Here is a 15,279-nt window from a genome sequence, read left to right as displayed (position 1 = left end):
ATCGGTCCAGCCCCTCAGTCCTCGCTCTCTACGCCGCCGGCGATATCTCGGAGCGCCTCTAAGAGGTCCGCGACGACTTCGAGAATATCGACGATCTGTTGGAGCAGTTGCTCGAGGTCCTCCAGTATCGTCTGTGCGTTCTGGGTGTCGGTAGGGGCGTCAGCGCCCACCGCGACGCCGGTGCCAGCGAGTGTGACCGCAGCGATCACCGAAATAGCGAGGACCAAGTGAACGAGACGGTAGCGAGAATTCACGTGTCGTTCGTGGCGTCCACTGCGGTATTAATCGGACGGTTTCTGTAACGACCGCTAACCAAACCGTTAATTCTCGCAGTCCCCGAACTCGGACGTGGAACTCTCCGTCGTCGACCTGTCTCCCGTTCCGACCGATGGGACCGCGAGCGAGGCGTACGCGAACACCGTCGAGGCCGCCAAGCAAGCCGAGCGGCTCGGGTACTCCCGGTTCTGGGTGGCCGAACACCACGGCATGGCGGACGCCATCGCCGGGACGACACCCGAGGTGCTGCTCGGGCATCTCGCCGCCGAGACGGACTCGATCCGACTCGGGTCCGGCGCGGTGCTCCTCAACCATTACAGCCCGTTCAAAGTCGCCGAACAGTTCGGGGCGCTCGACGCGCTCGCTCCGGGCCGCATCGACGCCGGTCTCGGACGGGCGAACGGGTCGCCCGCGGCGGATCGAGCCCTCGGAACGGACCGGCGCGTCCAGAACCCCGACGCGGACCACGCGGAGAAGATCGAAGCCGTCGTCAACCACCTCTACGACGCCTATCCCGACGGACATCCCTACGGCGACTTACAGATATCGCGTTCGGGGGACGGCGCTCCCGCTCCGTGGGTGCTCGGATCGAGTCCGTCCAGCGCGGCGATCGCGGCCGAACTGGGGCTCCCGTACTGTTTCGCGGCGTTCATTCGACCGCAGCTCGCTCCCCGATCGTTCGAGCGGTACCGCGAGCGGTTCGAACCGTCTGCCCTGGCCGGTAGTGCCGACGATCCGCAGGGGATACTGGCGGTGAATGCAGTCTGTGCGGCGACCGACGAGGAGGCGGCACGGCACCGGGCCGTGGCCGAGGCGTCGTACGAGCGCATGCAACGCGGTGTCGTCGGTACGAGGCCGTCGATCGAGGAAGCTATCGACGAACTCGGTGGGGTCCCCGAACCGACGCCTGCGACACTCGACGACGGCGAGTGGCCGCGCACGATTTCCGGGAGCCCGGAGACGCTCGCATCGCTTCTCGAACAGCTCGCGGACCGCGTCGGCGTCGACGAGGTGATGATCCAGCACATCCACGCGACCCACGACGACGCGCTCCGATCCCACGAACTGCTGGCTGACGGTGTCGGACTCGCCTGACCGGGTCTCCGTGTCAGGCGGTCTACTCGGGAAAGCGCTCTTCCCGTAGAGACTACCGCCGACGGTGCCCGAACGCCTTTCACCGACTACCGAATAGCGCTTGCCAACAGATGCGTCTGATCGCTCACCGAGGATTCGACGAGCAGTACTCCGCTAACACGGTGGCGGCCGTCGAACAGGCGGTTCCGAAGGCGGACATGATCGAACTCGACGTCCGTCGATGCGCCTCGGGGGAGCTCGTGGTCGCGCACAACTCGCTCGTCGACATCGCCATCGACGGCGTGACCGAGGTAGACGAACTCACCGCGTCGGAGCTCGCGTCCCTCGACGCCCACGACGGCGAGGGCGTCCAGACGCTCTCGTCGGTTCTCGACGTCATCCCGGCCGCGACCGGCGTCAACCTCGAGCTCAAGGACGCGGCGACCGTCGAACAGGCGCTTTCGAGAGCACGCGAGGCGCCGCACGACGTCATCGTCTCCTCGTTCGACGCGGAGGCGATCCGGCGAGTCCAGGTCGACGGCGGCGAGGGGGTCGAACTGGCGTACGTGCTGGGGCTCACTCCGGGCGACGACCTCGCGGTCGCCGAGGAACTCGATTGCAGGTACGTCCATCCGAACGCGTGGCTCTGCCTCTGTACCGATATCGTCGCTGACGCGCACGACGCGGGAATGCTGGTCAACGCGTGGACCGTCGATTCACGCCCGGGCGCCTGGGCCCTCGAACGGCGTGGTGTCGACGGCGTCATCGCGAGTTCACCGCACGTCACGGCGTGGCTCGAGTGAGGTGTTTCCGAGCGGCACCCGAGCGGAATGGCGCTGAATTCGAGCCCACGTTTCGGGCCTCTCGCTGCCGGATACTGTCGGTTGTTCGATCCGACGGGTATCCAGCGGTCGAGAGCTGGTACTGACCGCTCTCCCAGTGTGACCCGGAAATAGAGCCGCTTATACTCCGGGAGTAATCACGTTCAGGTATGGCTTCTGGGGTCCACGTGCAGCTGGAAGTGAGCGACGTGGCCGGCTGTCCCGTCGCTTCGCTGAGCGAGGACTGTACAGTCGAGTCCGTGCAAGTCAGCCGACGCTCTCTCGCGGGGACACAGAGCGTCGTCGGCGAAGTGACGATAGACCACGCCGAGGACGCCGAGCCGGAGATACAGTCCGCCGAGAAAGTGTTCGACGACAGCTCGACGTCGGTCTATCGATACACGCACGAGAACAGCGCGTGCCCGTGTACGCGCCTTCCGAGCCACGGCTGTCCCGTCCGGGAGATTCGGGCAGAGTCCGAACGGCTGGTCCTCTCGTTCATAGCGTCGGATCTCGAGACGCTACGGGCGGTCGTCACTGATCTGCAAGCGTGCTGTGCGGACGTCACGGTCCGCCGCCTCGCCCAGTCTGGCGGACCGGAGGAGCGGCGCTCGCTGCTCGTCGTCGACCGAAACGTCTTCACGGACCGCCAGTACGAGGTGCTCGAGACGGCTCACGAGATGGGCTACTTCTCGTCGCCGAAGGGCGCGAGCGCCGGAGCGGTCGCCGACGAACTCGGGATATCGGCGGCCACCTTCGTCGAGCACCTCTCCGTCGCACAGACGAAGCTCTTGGATCAGATCCTCTCCGAGTAGCGCGCCTGCGTGTCGATCGGTTGTCGCCGATTCCACGCAGATCCGTCTCCTATCGCGCACCTTGTTACCCATCATCACGACATTAAATAAGGCCGAATATCTTAGCGACAGGTCGTATTCCGGTCCGACGGCTAACCCTACACGAACACGATGCCGCAGACAATCTATCGCGAGATCGGCGGGAGAGACGCGGTCGAAGCAGTCGTCGCCGACTTCTACGACAGAGTCCTCTCGGACGAGCGACTGACGCCCTACTTCGAGGGGATGGACATGGACGAACTGCGCGCTCATCAGATCCAGTTCATCAGCGCGGTCGCCGGCGGTCCCGTCGACTACGGGGGCGACGACATGCGCGAGGCGCACGCGCATCTCGATATCACCGAAGAGGACTTCGAAGCCGTCGGCGACTATCTCGAATCGGCGCTCCGAGCGAACGGGGTCGACGACGACAGCGTCGAGGCGATCATGGCCGAGGTGATGGCGCTCAAAGACCCGGTTCTCGGTCGGTGAGTGACGCGAGAGAACCGGCGGAAGGCGTCCCGGAACGGCGGCGCTCGCTCCGCCGCGGCAAAAGAGCGATACCCGCCGTGAGGCGGATGCCGTCAGCCCGACGACTCGGCCCGCACGGCGAGAACTGAGAGGTCCGAGAAAGCCGATTCGTCCGCGCCCCTCCCCGTCGTCGCCAGTTCCCCGAGCGTCGTCTCGGTCACGGACTCGTCGGGGTGGGTCAGCCGTTCCAGTACGAGCGCGTCGAGCGTCTCGTCGCCGCCCGCGGTGACGAGCGTCCGCGCGATATCCTCGGGCATCCGGTCGTACGGGCGGGGGAGAACGAGCAGGTGTCGCTCGCCGACGTTCTCGCGGAGTCGGTCGAGGTCGGCCGTCAGATCGCCGCTCTTGTGGAGCGTCACGAACTCGGCGTCCTCCATCGGTGTCCGGGCGCGGCTCGCGGCCACCTGGAGCGAGGAGACGCCGGGGACGACCCGCACCGGGGCGTCGACCGCTCGCTGGACCTTTCCGACGAACTGGTAGCCCGAGTGGTTCGGGTCGCCCATCAGCGCGGCCGTCCCGCTCGCGCCCTCGGCGACCCTCCCCGCGAACGCTTCGAGCGTCTCGCGCTCGTCGTCGTACCCGCAGGTCAGCAGTTCGGCGTCCGTCTCGTCGGCGACGAACTCGACGACGGTCTCGAAGCCGACGACGACGTCGGCCTCGCGTATCGCCCGTCGGCCTCGGGGCGTCAGATACTCCGGGCTCCCCGGTCCGACGCCGACGGCGTCCACCGCCGACTCCGCCCTCGCGGCGTCGGTCTCGGGTCGTGCGGCCGCCACCGCCGCCGGGTCCGGCCCCTCGTTCAGGTCGTAATTCTCGCTCATGACCGATCGGTTCCCCCCTCTCTGGGCACGGCGTGATCTCCGGTCGGGTCGACGGAGAGATCGCCATCCCTGGCGTCGCTCGCGACGTGGACGAGTTCGTTCGTCAACCCCGCGGCCAGCCCGCTGCCGCCGCGACGACCGACGGTCGTGATGGCCGGCACGTCGTATTCCCGTGCGACTTCCCGAACGCGCTGTCGGCTCTTCGCCGCCTTGACGAAGCCGACAGGCGTGGCGACGACGACGGCGGGGCGGGTCCCGTCCTCGATGCAGTCGGCGAGCGCGAGGGCGGCGGTCGGAGCGTTCCCGACGACGGCGACGGCGTCGTCGTAGACGTCCCGCCGGTCGAGTTCGAGGACCGACGCGGCCGTCCGGGTCATCCCCGTCCGCTCCGCCAGGTCAGCCCCGTTGCCGATGGCCTTCCGCACCGGACAGCCGTGGCCGCGGCCCGTGACGCCGGCTTTCACCATCGTGATGTCGGTGACGATCGGCCGTTCGTCCAGCACCGCGCGGGCACCGGCGCGGACCGCCGCCGACTCGTCGGCCCCCGCGAAGCGGACGAGGTGCTGGAACTCGGGATCGCCCGTCGCGTGGACGGCCTTCTGTCTGATGCGGTCGCCCAGCGTCTCGTCCGGGACGAGTTCGCGCACGCGGTCCATGCTCGTCTCGGCGATCGCCATCGCGTCCCCCGTCGTCGCGCCGAGGTCGGCGTACTCCGCGAACTCCTCGGTCGTCTCGCCCTCCTCAGTCGTCATCGCTCGTCACCTCCGCCGGTGCGCTGCCGGCGCGGGCCTCGATGTCGCCGTCCACGGAGAGGTTGACGTCCCTGAGCCGGTCGGTCATCTCCTCGTCGGCGTCCCAGAGGCCGCGGTCGACGGCTTCGAGGAGGGTATCGGTGATGCTCTCTAGGGCCCACGGGTTCACGTCGCGGAGCCAATCCCGCCGGTCCTCGTTGAGGGCGTACTTCTCGGCGACGTCGTTCCAGAGCGCGTCGCCGACGACGCCGGTCGTCGCGTCCCAGCCGAGCACCACGTCGACGGTCGTCGAGAGGTCGCCCGCGCCCTTGTAGTCGTGTTCCTCCATCGAATCGAGCCAATTCGGGTTGAGGACGCGAGCGCGCATCGCCTTCCGGACCTTCTCCTCGTTCGTGTAGACCGAGACGTTATCGGGGTCAGCCGAGTCGCCGACGTAGGAGGCCGGCTCCGCGCCGGCTATCTCCGAGACGGCGCTGATGAAGCCCCCGTGGAAAGCGTACCAGTCGGAGCTGTCGAACTCGTCCTGTTCGGCCGTGTCCTCGATCTTGACGGTCGCTTCGACGCTGCCCAGTCGCCGCTCGAAGGCGTCGTGAGCCTCGCTGACGCGGCCCCGCGACCCCATCGCGTAGCCGCCCCACTGGACGTACACGTCCGCGAGGTCAGAGCGGTCCTCCCAGTTGCCCTCGTCGACGGCCTTGTTCGTCCCCGCGCCGTAGCCGCCGGGTCTGGTGGTGAACACGCGGTGTCTCGCGGCCGCCTCGGCGTCGCTCGCGTCCATCCCGTCGGCGAGGAGTTCCTCGGTCTCCTCCTCGACGTGTTTCTTGACGTAGTTCATCTCGTGGGGTTCGTCCAGTTCGACGACGGCGTCGACGGCGTCGTGGACGACGCTCGCGGCCGCCGGGAACGCGTCCCGGAACAGGCCGGAGACGCGCGTCGTCACGTCGATTCGCGGCCGGCCGAGTTCGTCGAGCGGTATCGGTTCCACGCCCTCGACGCGGCCGGCGTCGGACCAGACCGGTTCGACGCCCAGCAGCGCCAGTACCTGCGCGATGGTCTCGCCGCGCGTGCGGACCGTCGGCGTCCCCCAGACGACGACGCCGACCTCCTCGGGGTACTCCCCTTCCTCGCTCTCGTCTCGCGGTTCGCCGGACGCTCCGCTCGACTGGTCCGCGGCGCTTCGCGCCGCGCTACTGTGCCGGTCGAGGACCCCCTCGGCGACCTCGCTTCCCACGTCCCACGCCGTCTTCGCGGGCACTTTCCGCGGGTCGAGCGTGTAGAAGTTCCGGGCCGTCGGCAGGAGATCGACGCCGCCGCGCGTCGGCGCGCCGGAGCCGCCGGGCGGGACGTACTCCCCGGCGAGGGCGTCGGCGGTGCGCGGGATCTCGTCAACCGCGCCGGCTACCCGCGGTGCGGCCTCCTCGCAGATGTAGGTCAGCGCCTCGCGCAACCGGTCGTGTGCGCCCGACTCCGCCCGGGCGTCGCCGAGCGGGTCGAGGTCGACGACGAGGAGGTTCATGTTCACCTCCGAGTCGCCGTCGGCGAGTTCGCTCTCGGGCACGTCGAAGCCGCGATCGGCGAGCGTCGCCACGAGGTCGAGGCTCGTCTCGTGGACGCGGTCGGCGGCCTCGGCGTAGGTCATCCCGAGCGCGTCGTCGTACTCGCCGGGGGCGTTCCGGAGCTTGTCGTAATCGACCCCGAGGACGCCGGCGACGCTCTCGCGCAGCGAGGGCGCACCGGGATTCTCCAGCCGGGTGAGCGCGACGAGGTAGTCGACCAGGCGGTCGTCCTCGGGCGGTTCGCCCATCGTGTGCAGCCCCTTTCGAATCTGGGTCGTCTTCACGTCGGTGAGGTACTCGTGGACGCGTTCGACCAACTCGTCGATGGCTACTTCGTCGCCCGAGACGTCGCCCTCCGCGAGCGTCGTTCCGGCTTCGTCGGGCCCCCGCACGTCGGCCTTCTCCGAGATGTCGCCCGCGATTCCGAGTTCCACGGCCAGGTCCAGTTCGTCCACCGCCTCCCTGATCCGCTCGGCGAGGTGCTCGCCGTCGTCGGTCCGGGCGTCCTCCATACCGGCCTCGCGGTAGCGGGTGGCCAGTTCCTCCAGTTCGGCCAGTTCGTCGTACGTCCCGGCGTTGGCCATCACCGGCGTCAGGTAGTCGACGACGGCGGCGTACGACCGGCGCTTGGCCTGCGTCCCCTCGCCGGGGTTGTTGACGATGTAGGGGTAGACGTTCGGAATATCGTCGATCAGCTGGTCCGGCGCGCTCTCGCCGTCCAGCCCGACGGTCTTGCCGGGGAGCCACTCCAGACTGCCGTGCGTGCCCAGGTGGACGACGGCGTCGGCGGCGTACTCGTTGCGAAGCCAGCGGTAGAACGCGACGTAGTCGTGAGGTGGCTGGAGGTCCGAGTCGTGGTACACCTTCGAGGGGTCCATCCCGAACCCGCGCGGGGGCTGGACGGTGACGAAGACGTTGCCGAACTCGACGCCGGGGATGGCAAACGGGCGGTCGGGCGGGTCGCCCCACTCCTCGACGACGTTCGCGCGGAAGTCCGCGTCCAGCGCTCCGAACCACTCGCCGTACTGGGCCGGGGAGACGGTGTCGACGCTCGACTCTCGCACGTCTTCGGGGGCGACCCAGCGGTCGTCGAGTGTCAGTTGAGCGGTCAGGCGCTCGACGAGGGACTGACCGCTGTCGGGCATCGAGTCCCCGAGATCGTACCCTCTCGCGGCCAGTTCGTCGAGCAGGTTGACGGCGCTCTCCGGGGAGTCAAGTCCGAAGGCCGTCCCGATGCCGTCGTCACTCGGCGGGTAGTTGTGGAGGACGACGGCGACGCGCTTCTCGTCGTTCGGCGCGTGGCGCAGTTCGGCCCAGTTGACGGCCAGCCTGGCGACGTGGTCGATCCGGTCCTCGATAGGGAAGTGCTGCTTCGGCGCGCTCCCGATGTCGGCGTCGTCCTCGGTGCGTTCCTTGCCGGAGATCGGGTGGGTGACGACGTTGCCGTCGAACTCGGGCAGCGCCACCGAGAGCGCGAGTTCGAAGCCCATCACGCCGGTGTCGCTGCTGTTGTAGCGGGACCGCGAGCGCATCGTCGTCACGGTCTGGAGGACCGGGACGCCCAGTCTGTCGAGGAACACGTCCTCGGCGCTCTCGCCCTCGCCGTCGGCGCTGCGGCCCCGCTCGTCCATCGACAGCGAGAACATGAACGACGAGCAGACGACGTCGACCAGCGGATCGCCGTTCGAATCGAGGAGCCACTCCTCCGTGACTCGCTCGGCGTTCCACTGCCCCTCCGCGTCGGTCGCTGGTTCGCAGAATATCGGGAGCGCGTTCGCTCCCTGCTCCTCAATGGCCTGGACCTGCGCGTCAACGTAGCGGGTGTTCTCGTGGGTCCAGTGGGACTCGTAGAACCACACGGCGACGGTCGGTTTCGCCGGGTCGAACGTCGCCCGCAGTTCCCCGTAGCTCGCGCCCGGGTGGTCCGGGTGGTAGACCCCCTCCGTCGGGAGCGCCACCGGGTCGTCGTAGCCCGGGTCCGACTCGCCGTATTGAGCGAGCAGGTAGCGCAGGCAGTTGGCGACGTTGCTCGCGCCGCCCCGGTCCAGGTAGTCGTACACCGTCTCGCGGTGGTCGTCCGGGACGGACGTGTCCTCGTACGCGAAGGCGTCGCCGGTGGCCTTGACCACGAGCGGAACGCCCGCGTCGCGCAACCGCTCGACCGCCCGATCGTAGCCGGGCATGCTGTCCTCGGCCCCGTGAAGCCAGAGGACGACGGCCGTCGCGTCGGTCAGTTCGTCGACGAACGCCTCGACTTTCGTCTCGTCGTCAAGGTCGCTCTCCGAGCGGACGACGAGGTCGGTTTCGACCTGTTGTGCGGCCCGCTGGACGGCCCCGAGTTCGTTCTCCGTCGCGGTGTAGAGTCCGAGCTGTGACATAACGTTATTAAAACCTCGCTGTGTCTAACACAAGTATGGTTGTATTCGGTGCGGACAAAAAAGCTTCGCAGGCACCGGCCTTCGAGGCGGTCGTGGGGCAGCGCGACCTCAAAGAGGGGTTGCTGGCCGTCGCGGCCGACGACGGTCTCGACGGACTGCTGATTCGCGGCGAGAAGGGCACGGCGAAGTCGACGGCGGTGCGAGCGCTCGCGGGGCTGTTGCCCGCGCAGCGAGCGGTCGCGGACTGTCCGTACGGGTGTCCCCCCGACGACCCCGATAACCAGTGTTCCGACTGTCGTGAGCGCGATGACCCGCCCGTCGAGGAACGGTCCACGCCGCTGGTGACGCTGCCGCTCGGAGCCACGCGGGACCGCGTCGTCGGCACGCTCTCGGTCGCCGACGCGCTGGCCGGCGACGCCGAGTTCGACCCGGGCCTGCTCGCGCGGGCTAACCGGGGGATCCTCTACGTGGACGAGGTGAACCTGCTGGACGACCACCTCGTCGACGTGTTGCTCGACGCCGCCGCGAGCGGCTACAATCGGGTCGAGCGCGACGGCGTGACCGTCACGCACCCCGCCGAGTTCACGCTCGTCGGGACGATGAATCCCGAGGAGGGCGACCTCCGCCCGCAGCTCAGGGACCGGTTCGCGCTCCAGACCGAGGTGACGGCCTGCGAGCCGATCGAAGAGCGTGTGAGCATCATCGATCGAGCGCTCGATGGGCAGGTCGACGACACGGACGGCGAGGACGACGAACGGACACAGTCACCGGCCGACCGGCTGCACACCGCCCGCGAGCTACTCGACGACGTCGAACTGGCCCGCGAGTTCCGCGAGTCGATCGCCGAGCTCTGCCGGGACGCCGGCGTGGACGGGCACCGCGCCGACATCGCCACCGCCCGCGCCGCTCGGACGTTCGCCGCGCTCGACGGGCGGACGGCGGTGCTGGAGACGGACGTGGAGCGGGCGGCGAGCTTCGCGCTCCCGCACCGGCTGCGGTCCGACCCCTTCGAGAGCGCGCCCGCCGTCGAGGACGTCCTCGACGACCACTTCGAGGACGAGGCCTCGGACGACGAGCAGTCGGACGCCGAGTCCGGGGGGAGCGGCGATGAAACCGAGGAGAGCGACGGCGAAGCCGAAGAGGGCGAGAACGAGAGCGGTTCGGGCGACGACGGGGCCTCCGACGGCGAGCTGACGGGCACTGGAGAGTCGGATTCGACGGGTTCCGCGGACGAGGACGACGATACCGCCGACGCCGGTGAGCCACGGCTGGCCGAGGCGAGTAACGGTGAGAGCGAGCGCCCGGGCGAGGACGACGACACAGACCGGGAAGACGCGGCGCCGTTACTCCCCGGTCAGTCCCGCGCCGCAGTCGGTGACAGCGCCCGACCCGATATCGAGTCGCCGACGGTCGACGCCGACGGGAGCGCCGCGAGCGGGCGGGCGACCGCCGCGGGGACCGACCGGGGTGCGACCGTCCGAACCGAACGCGCCGGAGAGAGCGACACCGTCGACGCCGCCGCCTCGGTCCGCGCGGCGGCACGGCGCGGGAGCGGACGAGTCAGTTCCCGCGACCTCCGCCGGTCGGTTCGAAAGGGCGACGCCGGCACGCTGGTCGTCTTCGCCGTCGACGCCAGCGCGTCGATGCGGCCGGCGATGCGGGCCGCGAAGGGCTGCGTCCTCGAACTGCTGAGAGACGCCTATCAGGCCCGCGACGAGGTGGCCGTCGTCACCTTCGCCGGCGAGGACGCCGACGTGGTCCTCCCGCCGACCGACAGCGTCTCGCTGGCCGCTCGCCACCTGAAGGACCTGCCCACCGGCGACCGGACGCCGCTCCCGGCCGGCCTCTCGACCGCCGCCGAGGTGCTGACCCGAGCGGACCCCGAGGCGGCCGTCGCCGTCGTCGTCACGGACGGCAAGTCCAACACCGCCGAGGGGAGTCCGACGGCGGCGACTCGGGACGCGGCCGACCGACTCGGAGCGGTCGCCGACCGGACGGTCGTCGTCGACGCCGGGGCGGAGACGCGGGCGGGGCTGACCGACGCCGTCGCCTCGGCCACCGACGCCGCCGTCGTCCCGCTCTCGGCGCTGACCGCCGAGCGGATCGACGCGGTCGCCGAGCGGTGACTCGTCGACGCGGTGTCGGACAGTTGGAAGTCCGAAAGCGGGGATAGAGGCGATCAATCGAGCGCTATCGCGCTGTCACTCCCGATTGTTCGCGGTCTCGACGCCGAGTCGGGACGCGTCCTCGCCGAACTCGGCGCGGAGCAGCTCGGGAACTTCGCCGGGACGGACATCGGAGTACCAGCGGTTGCGCGGGTGGACGGCGACGGCGGTGCCGTCGGCGCTGCAGAGCCCGAGGCAGCTCGTCTCCGCGACGTGGACGTGAGACCAGAAGACGTCGCGGTCGCGGAGCCACTCGCGTACCGCGTCGTAGACCGCCGGACCGTGAGCGTCGGCGCAGGCCGCGTACTCGGAGTCCCGGCCGTTCGTACAGACCAGCACGTGGTCGGTGAACCCCCGTTCGCGGACCGCTTTCGTGCGGTCGCGCATCAGTCCGCCGTGACGACCGGCCGAGAGTCCGTCGTCGAGCGGTCCGACCCCGACGGCTCGCCCGACCGCAGCTGCGCGTGTGCGACCGAGAGGATCAGCCACAGCACGACCTGTCCGAAGGCGAACAGCCCGACCAGTCCGTTCCGTAGCGCCGGCGAGAGCGCCCCCTGTACCGCGTTCGCCGGTGCGAGTGCGGCCGGTACCGCGAGCAGGCACAGGGAGAGCGACGCGCCGAGCGTCGCGAGTATGCGTCCGTTCGACTCGGCGAGTCGGTTGTACGCGTAGCCCGCGAGCAGGCAGGCGACCGCACCGGCGACCATCATGCCGGCGTAGAGCGGGAGGCGAGTCGCGACCGCCAGCGACTGCTCTGCGCCCGGCGACGCCGGGGGTAACACCAGCCACGGCGCGCCGGAGACGGTGACGAACCCGGCGGCCCCGAGCAGATAGCTCTTGGTCGCGCCGGTACCGGGGATCGCGGGTTCGAGGAAGTAGAAGGCGAGACCGAAGAAGACGCCGCCGAGCGCGACGGCCCACGCCACGCCGGCGAGGACGCTCACGACTCCGGCGACCGCCGCCGAGACGGCCGTCTCGTGGTGACCGCCTCCCTCGCTACCGTCTGCCCCGTGGCCGTGCGCGTCGGGGTGATGCTCGGCGTCGACGCCGTGGTCCGGTTCGCCCGCGGCGTGGTTCACCGCGTCGGCGTGGGCGACGAGCGGGTTCGCGGCGACCGCCACGAACAGCCCGAAGACCAGTCCGGCGACGACGCCCGCTTTCACCCCCCGCGTCAGGTACTCGGCGAGCATCTCAGTGACAGGCGATGCCCGCCGCGTGGCGGAAGTTGTGCATCGAATCGTGGACGAGCGGGTCCTGCGCGAACAGGAACGTGACGCCCAGCGCGGCGACGAACAGCAGGCCGGCGGCCAGCTGTGTCGGCGTGAGTTCCGTGCGCGCGCTCTCGATACGACCGTGAACGGTGGTGGGTGCGGCAGCCATTGTAACTACACTTGCAAAAGAACAAGATTGGTTGTAAAACTTTCGAGGGCCGTCGCCGGTGACCGGACTGACGGGGCCTCGCCCAGCGACGCAGTCGGGACCCCGCTACTCATCGACGGGAAACGCCTCGTGGAGCACGTCGTGGGCCTCGCCGAGGCCCGAGAGGACGTCCTCGCCCTGCGTCGTGATCCGGCTCACCGCCCGCTCGGCGTCCCGAACGGCGACGAGTCGCCCGCGCATGTAGTCGTACTCGTCGGCGTCCGCGTCCGTCCGCGCGATCTCCTCCTCTAGGTCCACGAGCGCGGCGTCGAGGTGGCGCTCGACGGCCGCGAGCGTCTCCGCGTTCGCCAGCGCCTCGATAGGGCCGCTCTCGTGGCCTTCCAGCTCTCGTTCCGCGTGCCGGCGCGCGTGTTCGTCTTCGGTACCGAGGACGTTCATGAGGCCCAGTCTGAGGGCCTCGATCTCGTAACAGCTCATGTGTCGTGTCAGGGTGGTTGGAACGGCTCACAGCGTCTGGTCGACCAGTTCGCTCACGATGCGGTCGCGGTCGAGGTGCGACGAGACGACGGTCTCGGCGTCCGCCTCGTCGAGGTCGCCGTACCAGACGCCGTCGGGGTAGACGGCGGCCATCGGTCCCTCGCCGCAGCGGCCCAGACAGGACGACCGCGTGATTCGGGCGTCGCACCGGTCGCTGTCGCGGGCGGCCTGCCGCAGTCGTTCGAGGACCGCGGGCGCGCCGTCGGCGGCGCAGGTCTGGTTCGTACAGACGGCGACGTGCTTCTCGGGGGCGTCGTGGACGTGCGGGTCGTCGGCCACGTCCTCGCGGTCCGCGTGTTCGGCCTGGTGGGTCAGCGCCCGGAGCATCGCCCGCGCGCCGCCCTGATCATCCTCGTAGCCGTCGAGTTCCACCTTGTACTTACAGGTGTCACAGGACATCTCGACGCTGCCCGTCCGGGCCTCCTGCCAGCGGTCGCCGAGCACGTCCAGCAGTCGCGAGTCGGTGCCGAGCGGGTCGCCCGGCGCGGCGTCGACGTAGGGGTACTCCCCGTCGAACTCTCGCGCGCCCTCCTTGATTCGCCCGGTCAACACGCCGTCGCCGAGCATGTACGGCAGGACGACGACGGCGTCGGGGCGCGTCTTGGCGACGTCGTGAAGCGTCTCCGAGAGCCGCGGCTCGGTGACGCCGATGAACGACGCCTCGCAGCGGTCGAACTCGCGGCCCTCGTACAGCAGGCGGGCGAGCTTGTGGACGTCGGCGTTGGCGTCCGGATCCGACGACCCCCGCGCACAGACGACGACGGAGATCTCGTCCGTCCCGCGGTCGACGCCCAGTTCCGCTTCGACGGCGGCCGCCCGGTCGTCGAGCAGGTCCAGGAGCGCCGGGTGGATACCCAGATGCGCGCCGTTGTGGATCGTCAGGTCGGGGTTGGACTCACGGGCCTGCGCGACTGCCAGCGGGACGTCGTTCTTGACGTGGCTGGCGGCGAACAGCGAGAGGTGGACGACCGTCACCCGCGAGACGGTCGCGGCGAGTCCGGCGATAGCGTCGTCGATGGCCGGTTCGGCGAGTTCGAGGAACGCCGCGTCGACCGGGACGCCGAGTCTGCCTTCGAGTTCCGCGGCCAACTCGCGAACCTGTTCGTTGGACCGCTCGCGGCGCGACCCGTGGCCGGCCAGTAGGATCGCCTCGTCGTCGAGCGCGGGAGCGGCGGTGGCTTCGCTCATCGGACCCGCTCGATGCTCTTCCGGAGCTTGCGCCGCCGACTGGGCGCGAACAGCCCCGTCTCTTCGCTCCCCTCGTACAGCCAATCGCCCACGGCCGGGACCGCCGCGTCGTCGACGCCGAACCAGTGGCCCGACGACGCCTCGGACGGCTCGCCGTACGGCGCGGTCACGGGAATCCCGTCGAGCAGCGACTGTACCGTCGAGAGGAGAGACCCGTCCTCGTGGACGAACGAGAGGCCGACGGCGTCGTCGTCCGATTTGAAACACACCGTCCCGCAGGCCTCGACGAGGCCCCGGAGCAGCTCCCGGTCGTACTCGGTCAGCGGGTCGAGTCGATACCCCCCGGACTCGCCGTCGAACGGAAGGCCGAGCGCCCCGCTGGCGCGTTCGGCGAGCGGACCGAGGATTTGGACGGTGTATTCGTCTTCGCGACGCGTTATCGACGTGTCGTGGGCGTAGTTCCGCTCGACCGTCCGGCGGTCGGTCCGCTCGGCTCCCGCGATCGCCGCGAGCCGGTCGGCCGCCGCCTCGTCGGTCGTCCGCACGGTGACACAGCCGTCCTCGCAGTCGCCGTCGCCGGCGACGCGCCCCCAGAAGTACGCCGTCTCGGGGTGGGCCGCGAGCATGTCGTTCGGCGCGTCGGTCTCGGCGCTCACGGCTCGCCCTCCTCGACGCCGACGGTGGCGGTGTGGTCGTCCGTCGCGTCCTCGACGCTGATGGCGTCGAGCGGACAGGCCGCGGCCGCCCCCTCGGCGTCCGCTCGCCGGTCGTCGTCGAACGTCGCCGCGAGGGTCAGTTCGTCGTCCACTTCGAGGGCAGCCAGCCCCTCGCTGGCTTCTCGCGGGCGCTGCCCGCTCGAGTGGTCCGCGGGGCTTCGCTCCGCGCTGCCCTCCACGAACCGGTCGTCGCGGACGAGACAGGCGAAGACGCCGTCACAGGCCTCGCGGTCGATGGTGACTCGATACAT

At 69.6% G+C, this 15,279-nt stretch carries 16 protein-coding genes; 5 read left to right on the top strand and 11 right to left on the bottom strand.

Annotated features, from left to right (window positions below; translation table 11 throughout):
* Nucleotides 1–14: 14 nt before the first annotated feature.
* Nucleotides 15–254, bottom strand: a complete 240-nt coding sequence (locus GO488_RS15335) for a hypothetical protein (protein WP_162318728.1) — start codon at nt 252–254, stop codon at nt 15–17.
* A 94-nt stretch (nt 255–348) separates the two neighbouring features.
* Here GO488_RS15335 and GO488_RS15330 point away from each other — a divergent pair, with 94 nt between their 5' ends.
* The 4 genes from GO488_RS15330 to GO488_RS15315 all read left to right on the top strand — a co-directional run bounded on the left by GO488_RS15330 (nt 349) and on the right by GO488_RS15315 (nt 3,496).
* Entirely contained in the window at nt 349–1,371 is a 1,023-nt protein-coding gene (locus tag GO488_RS15330; RefSeq protein ID WP_162318727.1) for an LLM class flavin-dependent oxidoreductase, read from the top strand.
* 110 nt (nt 1,372–1,481) lie between these two features.
* Complete coding sequence (locus GO488_RS15325; RefSeq protein WP_162318726.1) at nt 1,482–2,153, top strand: glycerophosphodiester phosphodiesterase; 672 nt, start codon at nt 1,482–1,484, stop codon at nt 2,151–2,153.
* Nucleotides 2,154–2,341: 188 nt separating this feature from the next.
* Complete coding sequence (locus tag GO488_RS15320; RefSeq protein ID WP_162318725.1) at nt 2,342–2,986, top strand: helix-turn-helix domain-containing protein; 645 nt, start codon at nt 2,342–2,344, stop codon at nt 2,984–2,986.
* Between the two features lie 150 nt (nt 2,987–3,136).
* Complete coding sequence (locus GO488_RS15315) at nt 3,137–3,496, top strand: group I truncated hemoglobin (protein WP_162318724.1); 360 nt, start codon at nt 3,137–3,139, stop codon at nt 3,494–3,496.
* Between the two features lie 92 nt (nt 3,497–3,588).
* Here GO488_RS15315 and GO488_RS15310 read toward each other — a convergent pair whose 3' ends face one another.
* Genes GO488_RS15310 through cobN form a run of 3 tightly spaced genes read right to left on the bottom strand, consistent with a single transcriptional unit; the run spans nt 3,589 to nt 9,042 of the window.
* Complete coding sequence (locus GO488_RS15310; RefSeq protein WP_162318723.1) at nt 3,589–4,356, bottom strand: cobalt-precorrin-7 (C(5))-methyltransferase; 768 nt, start codon at nt 4,354–4,356, stop codon at nt 3,589–3,591.
* A complete protein-coding gene (locus GO488_RS15305) occupies nt 4,353–5,108 on the bottom strand; it encodes a precorrin-8X methylmutase (RefSeq protein WP_162318722.1) in 756 nt (251 codons plus the stop codon). The genes GO488_RS15310 and GO488_RS15305 overlap by 4 nt, the downstream gene beginning before the upstream one ends.
* Nucleotides 5,098–9,042, bottom strand: a complete 3,945-nt coding sequence (gene cobN / locus GO488_RS15300; RefSeq protein WP_162318721.1) for a cobaltochelatase subunit CobN — start codon at nt 9,040–9,042, stop codon at nt 5,098–5,100. The genes GO488_RS15305 and cobN overlap by 11 nt, the downstream gene beginning before the upstream one ends.
* Before the next feature lie 35 nt (nt 9,043–9,077).
* Between cobN and GO488_RS15295 the strand changes: the two genes are divergently transcribed.
* Nucleotides 9,078–11,168, top strand: a complete 2,091-nt coding sequence (locus GO488_RS15295; RefSeq protein ID WP_162318720.1) for a VWA domain-containing protein — start codon at nt 9,078–9,080, stop codon at nt 11,166–11,168.
* A 75-nt stretch (nt 11,169–11,243) separates the two neighbouring features.
* On the opposite strand, the gene GO488_RS15290 is transcribed toward GO488_RS15295, so the two are convergent.
* The 7 genes from GO488_RS15290 to GO488_RS15260 form a co-directional block, all read right to left on the bottom strand.
* Entirely contained in the window at nt 11,244–11,594 is a 351-nt protein-coding gene (locus tag GO488_RS15290) for a (2Fe-2S) ferredoxin domain-containing protein (RefSeq protein WP_162318719.1), read from the bottom strand.
* On the bottom strand, nt 11,594–12,397 hold the full coding sequence (locus tag GO488_RS15285; RefSeq protein WP_162318718.1) for a CbtA family protein: 804 nt from the start codon (nt 12,395–12,397) through the stop codon (nt 11,594–11,596). Before GO488_RS15285 ends, GO488_RS15290 begins: the two co-directional genes overlap by 1 nt.
* 1 nt (nt 12,398) lies before the next feature.
* Nucleotides 12,399–12,587, bottom strand: a complete 189-nt coding sequence (locus GO488_RS15280) for a CbtB domain-containing protein (RefSeq protein WP_162318717.1) — start codon at nt 12,585–12,587, stop codon at nt 12,399–12,401.
* Between the two features lie 105 nt (nt 12,588–12,692).
* On the bottom strand, nt 12,693–13,064 hold the full coding sequence (locus GO488_RS15275) for a DUF3209 family protein (protein WP_162318716.1): 372 nt from the start codon (nt 13,062–13,064) through the stop codon (nt 12,693–12,695).
* Between the two features lie 27 nt (nt 13,065–13,091).
* Nucleotides 13,092–14,312, bottom strand: coding sequence for a CbiX/SirB N-terminal domain-containing protein (locus GO488_RS15270; protein ID WP_162318715.1), 1,221 nt, complete (start codon nt 14,310–14,312; stop codon nt 13,092–13,094).
* Nucleotides 14,309–14,968 (bottom strand): cobalamin biosynthesis protein, encoded by a 660-nt coding sequence (locus tag GO488_RS15265; RefSeq protein ID WP_162318714.1) that lies wholly within the window; start codon nt 14,966–14,968, stop codon nt 14,309–14,311. The genes GO488_RS15270 and GO488_RS15265 overlap by 4 nt, the downstream gene beginning before the upstream one ends.
* Complete coding sequence (locus GO488_RS15260; RefSeq protein WP_162318713.1) at nt 14,965–15,279, bottom strand: ferredoxin; 315 nt, start codon at nt 15,277–15,279, stop codon at nt 14,965–14,967. The genes GO488_RS15265 and GO488_RS15260 overlap by 4 nt, the downstream gene beginning before the upstream one ends.

Source organism: Haloarcula limicola (assembly GCF_010119205.1).
GTDB lineage: Archaea > Halobacteriota > Halobacteria > Halobacteriales > Haloarculaceae > Haloarcula > Haloarcula limicola.
Note: the sequence above shows the minus strand (reverse complement) of the source record. Positions and strands in the feature narration are given on the sequence as shown.